6 protein-coding genes and 1 riboswitch are annotated in these 6,044 nt (G+C 71.3%); of the genes, 1 reads left to right on the forward strand and 5 read right to left on the reverse strand.

Annotation, left to right across the window (positions count from 1 at the left end; genetic code table 11):
- Positions 1-22 precede the first annotated feature (22 nt).
- Positions 23-991, forward strand: coding sequence for a YihY/virulence factor BrkB family protein (locus PLL68_RS02510; RefSeq protein ID WP_324531345.1), 969 nt, complete (start codon positions 23-25; stop codon positions 989-991).
- A gap of 120 nt (positions 992-1,111) precedes the next feature.
- Here the strand turns inward: PLL68_RS02510 and PLL68_RS02515 are convergent, their stop codons facing one another.
- From PLL68_RS02515 to PLL68_RS02535, 5 genes are all read right to left on the reverse strand, one after another.
- Entirely contained in the window at positions 1,112-1,624 is a 513-nt protein-coding gene (locus PLL68_RS02515) for an LURP-one-related/scramblase family protein (protein WP_324531347.1), read from the reverse strand.
- A gap of 244 nt (positions 1,625-1,868) precedes the next feature.
- Positions 1,869-2,681: a C40 family peptidase gene (locus PLL68_RS02520; RefSeq protein ID WP_324531349.1), complete on the reverse strand. Its 813-nt coding sequence runs from the start codon at positions 2,679-2,681 to the stop codon at positions 1,869-1,871.
- Between the two features lie 2 nt (positions 2,682-2,683).
- Positions 2,684-2,845: riboswitch (cyclic di-AMP (ydaO/yuaA leader) on the reverse strand.
- Between the two features lie 216 nt (positions 2,846-3,061).
- On the reverse strand, positions 3,062-3,847 hold the full coding sequence (locus PLL68_RS02525; RefSeq protein ID WP_324531351.1) for a VldE C-terminal domain-containing protein: 786 nt from the start codon (positions 3,845-3,847) through the stop codon (positions 3,062-3,064).
- A gap of 168 nt (positions 3,848-4,015) precedes the next feature.
- On the reverse strand, positions 4,016-4,714 hold the full coding sequence (locus PLL68_RS02530) for an iron-dependent transcriptional repressor DtxR (RefSeq protein ID WP_324531353.1): 699 nt from the start codon (positions 4,712-4,714) through the stop codon (positions 4,016-4,018).
- 36 nt (positions 4,715-4,750) lie between these two features.
- Positions 4,751-5,950, reverse strand: a complete 1,200-nt coding sequence (locus PLL68_RS02535) for an MFS transporter (RefSeq protein WP_324531354.1) — start codon at positions 5,948-5,950, stop codon at positions 4,751-4,753.
- Positions 5,951-6,044 lie beyond the last annotated feature (94 nt).

Below are 6,044 nucleotides of genomic sequence, written 5' to 3' on the forward strand. Positions count from 1 at the left end.
CCCCGGGGGGTCCACTGGGGTCGTGACCGAGAGCCGCGACCGCAGCGAACCCGGGGAGAGCGTCGCGAGCCCCGCAGCCCTGACGTCCAGCGGTACGCCGTCCGCGGCCCCGACGGTCCCGCTCCCCGCCCCCGGGACCGTCGAGCGCCTGCGCGCGACGGCACGGCGCGCGACCGCGTGGAGTCTGGCCGCGAGAGAGACCCATCAGTCCGTCGATGTCGGCTTCCGGCTCGCCGACCGCGACAAGCGGGTCGCCGCGGGCGTCCTCGCCGGCGGTGTGGCCTACCGGTTGTTCTTCTGGCTCATCGCCGTGTCGCTGCTCTTCACCGGGGCCTTCGGCTTCACCCAGGGTTCCTGGCGCGAGCGCATGCTGGGCACGATGGGGATCCTTCCCCCGGCCTCCGAGATCATCCTCGACCTGGCCCGGGCGGCGCAGCCGAACCGCTGGTGGGTCCTGGTCGTCGGCACGTGGCTGCTGCTCTGGACGGGGTACCTCGGGGGTAAGGCGCTCGTGCTCGTCCATGCTGCGGTCTGGGGCATCCCGGCACCCCCGCCGCCACGCTCGTGGGTGTTGTCGCTCACCTTCTCGGGGACGGCGTTTGCGCTCTTCGCGTCGATGTCGGTCACGGCGTGGCTGCACTCGTCGAGCCAGGCGCTGGCCGTGCTGACCGCCCTGGCGTCAACGGCCCTGCCGGGCGCGATCTGGCTGGCGATCTCGCGACTGCTCCCGCACCGGGTGGCGATGTGGCGGGGCCTGGTACCGGGCGCCGTGCTCGTGGCGGTGGGCATCCATGCCTTCACGATCGTCACCATCTGGTTTCTCGCCCCGAAGCTCGCGAGCGCGACCGCGCTGTACGGCATCCTCGGTGTGGCGGCGACCTTCCTGTTCTGGCTCTACATCCTGGGTCGGCTGTTCATCGCCGCGGCCACGCTCAACGCGTCGCTGCACGAACAGCGCACGGCGAGCGCCGGGATCTGGGGACCGCGATGAGCATGGAGGAGAGGGCGGGCCTTCGGCGCGACGGCCTGCCGTCGGGCCCCGGACGAACTGGTCTTCCTCGAGCAGACGGGAGCCGGGTGCACCCGGGCCCGGCGCCCGGGTGCTGGTCACTCAGTCCGTGAGGGCCTCGACGGCGACGACGACCGCCAGCAGCAGTGCCGCGTCCTCGCCCGGGGAGATCTCCACCCCGTACGAGTCCCGGACGCGGAACCACTTCTTCGAGATGTGCGCCACCGTGTGACCGTCACGCTCGACCTCGAACTCGTGGTCGAGGACGTTGCCATGGGCCTTGAGGCCCTCGCCCCCGTCGAGGTCGATGACGAACCGGTCGCGGATGCCGACCAGGGCCTTGTGCACGGTCGCCACCGTGTGACCGTCACGCTCGATGTCGATCTTGTCGCGGACGGAGAGCTTGCGTTCCTGGATCTTCGCGACCTCGCGCCCGGTCGCGTCCTCGAGGACGAACGTCTCGCGGATCCGCGCCGCCTTGCCGTTCACCTTGAACGCGCGGGCGCCGTGCTGGTCCTCGATCCAGAAGTCGTCCCCGATGGACGCGAGCTTCTGCTTCATCTGGAAGCGACGGGTGTCGTCGCCGCCGTCGTGTCGTCCTCGCAAGAGCCCCATGGCCAGCCTTTCCTTCGGTGTCGACAAGCGGTCGCCACGACCGTAGGAACGATCCACGGGCGCCCACATCACCCGCCGTGGACGACCGCGACCAACGGTCGGCACGGAACGACCGCACACGGCTCGCCCTCCACTTCGGGCGCGTGGCCCGCGACCACGGCGCCACCACCCCGAACGGGGTGGAGCGCCAGCATGGCATGGCGCCCCACCCCGCGGCGGACTCAGACTGCGAGCACCGGGCCCGTCAGAAGCGGCCGTACCCGCTGACGCCGGAGAACACCCGGCGCTCGGAGGTGGACTTGCCCGGCTTCGGCGAGTCGATCATCATGCCGTTGCCGGTGTAGATGCCGACGTGCCAGGCCGGGGAACCGAAGAACACGAGGTCACCGGGCTCGGGGTTGCTGACCCTGGTGGCCGCACGCTGCTGGGCCGAGGCCGTGCGCGGGATGGAGATCCCTGCCTTGCGGAAGACGTACTGGGTGAACCCGGAGCAGTCGAACCCGGAGGGTGTCGAGCCGCCGTACACGTAGGGGATGCCGAGCAGGCCGCGGGCGATGTTCACCACGCCACTGGCGGACTGCGGGACGTTGGCGGACGTCGCCTTCGTCTGGGTGGACGCCTTCTTGGTGCTCGTGGTCGAGCGCGCGCTGGTGCTGCGCGAGGCGGAGGTGTTGCCTCGGCTGCTGGCGACCTCGGCCTGCACCACGACGGGGCGCGGCTTGGGCTTGGGCTTCGCGACAGCGGTGACGCCGACGACGCCCACGACCTCGGTCGCCACGGGGGCCGCGACGGCCGGCGCGACGACCGACGGGGCCAGAGCCACGGGGGCTGCCGCGGCGGCCGGGGCCGTGGCGGCCTCGGAGGCTGCAGCGACGTCGGCGCGCGGCTGGGCCTGGGCCGGGAGGGCGAAGGTCGCGGCCAGACCACCGGAAGCAGCGAGGACGGCCGTGGCCTTGACGCCGTTCTGTCCGGCGCTCTTGACGATGGTCGAGAGTTCGGACCAGGGGTTGTACCGGGTGGCGCCGCGGTGGCGTCCCGAAGGAGCAGTGTCGAGCACGGTGAGCCTCTCAGTGCCTACGGGGTGAGCTGTCGGGTTCGGGCTGAGGTTGCCCGGCCGGCTCAGACCCGAAGGTCGTCACCGGCTTCACCCCAAGGAGTCACGATGGTGCTGGACTCCGAAAGTGGTTCCCCCGCTCCTGCCGGCGGTGGTGCGTGGTGCCTCACGGTGTCTGACAGGACTCGGCGGTGACTCCGTGAGCACCTTCCACGGATGGGAAGGCCATACGAAAGTAGCACCGCCCGGCAAAAGTCACAAAACGATCACGGGCGAGTCGCGTCACCTCGCCGGGGCCGCGCCCGCCCCTACTGCGAGAAGCCGGGCAACGGCCGTGGGGACGGCGCGTTGCCCGGCTTCTCGCCGGAAAGGTCAGGAAGTCGTCAGTTGACGGTGACGTGCACGTGGTCGTAGTGGTTCGCGGTGATCGATCCGCGATCCTCCATCATCCGCCAGGACTTGCCGGGCGCCCAGTAGCGCTGACGCCAGATGACGTACTTGACGTCATACGCACCGACGTTGGCCTGGACGAACGCAGCAATGGCGTCGCCCTGGCCTCGGGACGAGATCATGAAGTCGATCGCCTCACCCGTGCTGTGCTCCCCGGCGTTGGGTCGGTAGCCACCGATCGAGGAGACCCCGAAGGTCTTCTGCACCACGGTGCACAGCCGGGCCGCGTTGCTGTCCAGACCGATGCTGCCGCACTTGGAGGACACGGCCCCTGAGCTGACGTTGACCTTGCGGGCCGGTGACGACGATGAAGAGGAGGAGGAGGAGGCCTTCTCGGCGACCGGCTTGGGCTTCGGCTTCGGCTTCGGCTTGGCGACGGCCTTGACACCGGCCACGCCGACAGTCTCGGGCGCTGCCGGAGCGGCATCCGCGGGGGCCTCCACGGCGGGGGCTGCTGGCGCGGCGGCGCGAGCCTCGGAGCGCGAGGCCGTGAACGCGGCCGTTCGGCTCTGACCGTCGCTGCTCGCTGCGGCGGGCAGCGCCAAGGTGGTCGGGCTCGCCGAGACCGGGAGGGACACCGCGAGGACGGCTCCGCCCACGACTCCGACCGTCGCGACGGTCTTGGCGGCCCAGGTCGCGCCGAGGCGTGAGAAGCCGTCGGGGAGACGCCGGACGGCGCCGGGGGCGCGGCGGCGCCCGGGCATGCTGTGGCGTGACACGAGGTTGGAGGACCTTCCGAGGGGGATACGAATTCCCCCAACGGTAACGGGGACCTCGGGGAAAGTCACATTCCGGTAACGAGACGACGGTCACCAGGTGTCACGAACAGCCACCCGGCACGCCGCTGACCTGCACAGACGCGAACGTCACTGCGGCAGGAGCGACTCTCAGGTCACCTGCACGAAGACGTGGGAGGCGATGTCCCCCGGGAGCGAGACCCCGGTCGACTCCTGCGACCCGTCGCGCCACGCGATGACCCTCACCCCGTCGCGCCGCACCCGGGCGGGCTGCCCCGGCACCAGACCGACGGTGGTCAGCAGCCCGAGCGCCTCGGAGTCGACCTGCACCGGTTCACCGATCCGGCGTACCACCACGGTCACGGGCTCGGCACCAGCCACCTCCTCGAGCGTGGACAGGCCGCGACGGAAGTCGATCCGCTCGCCGAAGTCCCCGAGCTCTTCAAGCCCCGGGATCGGGTTGCCGTAGGGAGAGAGCGCGTGATCAGGCAGCATCGCGAGGATCTTGCGCTCAACCCGGTCGGACATGACGTGCTCCCACCGACAGGCCTCGTCGTGGACGTACTCCCACTCCAGGCCGATGATGTCGACGAGCAGGCGCTCAGCAATGCGGTGCTTGCGCATGACGCGGGTCGCGAGCGTGCGGCCCTGCTCGCTCAGCTCGAGGTGCCGGTCGCCGGCCACCGCGAGCAGCCCGTCACGCTCCATCCGTGCCACCGTCTGCGAAACCGTGGGGCCGGAGTGCCCGAGGCGTTCGGCGATGCGGGCACGCAGGGGTGTGATGCCCTCCTCCTCGAGCTCGAAGATCGTGCGGAGGTACATCTCCGTGGTGTCGATGAGGTCGGTCACACAGGTAAGCCTAACGGGACGCCAGCCCATACCCCCTTACGTCGCCCGACCCCGCCTCGGGTCGTACTCGGGCAGCCATCGCGCGAGCCATGCGCCGCCGACCAGGGTCAGCGCGCCGACGGCCACGCTGGCGGCCGCGATCGACGCCACGGCAGCCACCGCCGCGAGGACGACCGCAGCCCCGTTCGTGCCCACGAGGGAGAGCAGGCGCCACACGCCGAGGAAGGGTGCCCGCCCGACCGTCGGCGCGGCATCCGCCCCCAGGGTCATGACGATGCCGGAGCCGATCCCGTTGCCGACCCCCATGACCAGCGTGACCACCGCCACGCCCACGAGCGACGCCGTGAGGGGCAGCACGATCAGACCTCCGCCGAGCAGCAGCGCAACGGGCAGCGCCACCCACACCCGTCCGTACCGGTCCATGACGATGCCGGCCGGCCAGAACAACAGCACCTCGACGAACGCGGCGGCAGCGAACACGAGGGAGGTCTGCGCGGCATCCAGCCCGATGTTCTCGGCCCACAGCGGCACGACGACCACCCGTGACGCGCGGGCCAGCCCGATCGCGAGCACACCGAGCCCGACCGTGAGCAGCACCCGCCGGTGTTCCGCGACGACCCGGGCCACCGGTACCCGGGCCCGCCCACCCTGCGCGCTCTCCTCGTGCGCCGTGAGATCGGTTGTCCGCCAGGCAAGGAGCGACGCGAGCAACCCTCCCGCGACCGCGACGCCGAACGCGGCCTGCGGCCCCCACCGGGCCACGACGGGCGCCCCGACGAGCGGCCCGATGAACAGCCCGATCCGGGTGACCCCTCCCAGGGTCGACATGGCCCGGGCCCTCAGGTGCACCGGCGCGGCCGCCGTCAGGTAGCTCTGGCGGGCCAGCAGGAAGATCGCCGCCGACGGCCCCATGAGCAGCACCGCCAGAGCGAGCACCCACAGCGACGGTGCGACGAGCGCCAGCAGGCACGCGACGGCATCCACCACGCCCGCGAGCACGATCGCCCGGCGCTCGCCGATCCGCTCGACGAGGACACCGGCGGGCACGGCGGCAGCGATCTCCGCGAGGCCGGTCAGCCCCACGAACAGGGCCGCCACGGCGATCGAGCCCCCGAGCCCACGGGCACTCAGGGCAACGACCGGCAGCACGGCCCCGACCCCGATCGACCAGATCGCCGACGGGCCGAAGGCCGGCACCGCGATCTGCCGCAGGGAGAAGTCCACCGGCTGCGCCACCGCCACTCCTCCTTCACCCGTCTGCTCGGCCGATACTTCCTCGCCCGGTGCCCCAAGGTTCACGTCCGCACCACATCCGTTGTCCTGCGATGGT

The sequence above is a fragment of the Ornithinibacter sp. genome, from assembly GCF_035443565.1.
GTDB lineage: Bacteria > Actinomycetota > Actinomycetes > Actinomycetales > Dermatophilaceae > Fodinibacter.

Excerpts from the sequence above, each read along its gene's own strand:
- PLL68_RS02515 (WP_324531347.1), bottom strand. The coding sequence starts at position 1,624 with ATGGGGCTCTTGCGAGGACGACACGACGGCGGCGACGACACCCGTCGC.